Source organism: Actinoplanes sp. NPDC048791 (assembly GCF_040650095.1).
Lineage (GTDB): Bacteria > Actinomycetota > Actinomycetes > Mycobacteriales > Micromonosporaceae > Actinoplanes.
The window spans coordinates 1-1,047 of sequence record NZ_JBEZGQ010001738.1; the positions used below are offsets into that span (position 1 = coordinate 1).

Here is a 1,047-nt window from a genome sequence, read left to right on the forward strand (position 1 = left end):
AGGCCGTCCGGGTCCGGCTGGGAGAGCTGCGCCTGGTCGCGGTCGAGGAGAGGCTGGCGGCGCGGCTGGCCGTGGGCGACGCACCCGGCGCGGTGGCCGAGCTGACCCCAGCCGTACGCGCAGAGCCTTATCGGGAACGCCGCTGGGAACTGCTCATCCTCGGCCTCTACCGCAGCGCTCGCCAGGCCGAGGCGCTGTCGGCCCTGCGCAGGGTCCGCGCCCTGCTCGCCGACGACCTCGGAGTGGATCCCGGGCCTGCCCTGCAGTCCCTGGAACGGCGCCTGCTGGCCCAGGATCCCGGTCTGCTGTTGCCCGCCCGGCCCGGCCCGGCACCACGCCCGGTCACCAAGGCCCCGGCGGTGACCCGGCCGCTGTCCGCTTTCGTCGGCCGGGAAGCGGAACTGGCCGCGCTCGAAGCCACCATGCCGGCCACCCGCCTGCTGTCCCTCGTCGGTCCCGGCGGCGTGGGCAAGACCCGGCTGGCGGTGGAGTACGCCGCCACCCGCCCGGACGGCGACGGCCCGTGGCTGGCCCGGCTGGCCGACGTCGCGGAACCGGACCTGCTCGTCTCCACGATCGCCGCGGCCGCCGGTGTGCACCAGCCCGCCGAGCCCGGCCCGGCCGGCCTGAGCTCCGCCCTGAGCGGCCGGGAAGCGCTGCTCATCCTCGACAACTGCGAGCATCTTGTCGCCGCCGTCGCCGACCTGGTCGTCGAGCTGCTGGCCCGCTGCCCGCAGCTGCGGATCCTGGCGACGAGCCGCGAGCCGCTCGGTGTCGACGGCGAACGGCTGCTGCCGGTCACGCCCCTTCCGTCGGACGACGCCGTGGCGCTGCTGGCCGACCGGATCGGCGCGGTACGCCCGGGTTGGCATCCGGACGCCGACGACGAGGCCCAGCTGGCGCGGCTGGCGGAGGTGCTGGACGGGATCCCGCTGGCGCTGGAACTGGCCGCCGCCCGGGCCCGGGTGCTGGGTCTCGGCGAGCTGGTGTTGTTGCTCGGCGAACGGTTCCCCGCCCTGGGCCGGGTGCCGCGCGGCGCGCTGGCCC

Annotated in this window: 1 protein-coding gene; it reads left to right on the top strand. The window is 76.5% G+C overall.

The genetic code is table 11. The annotated features are described in order from the left end of the window. Window positions 1-1,047 (top strand): BTAD domain-containing putative transcriptional regulator (locus tag AB0C29_RS50075; RefSeq protein ID WP_360835662.1); only part of this gene is annotated, 1,047 nt, incomplete at both ends.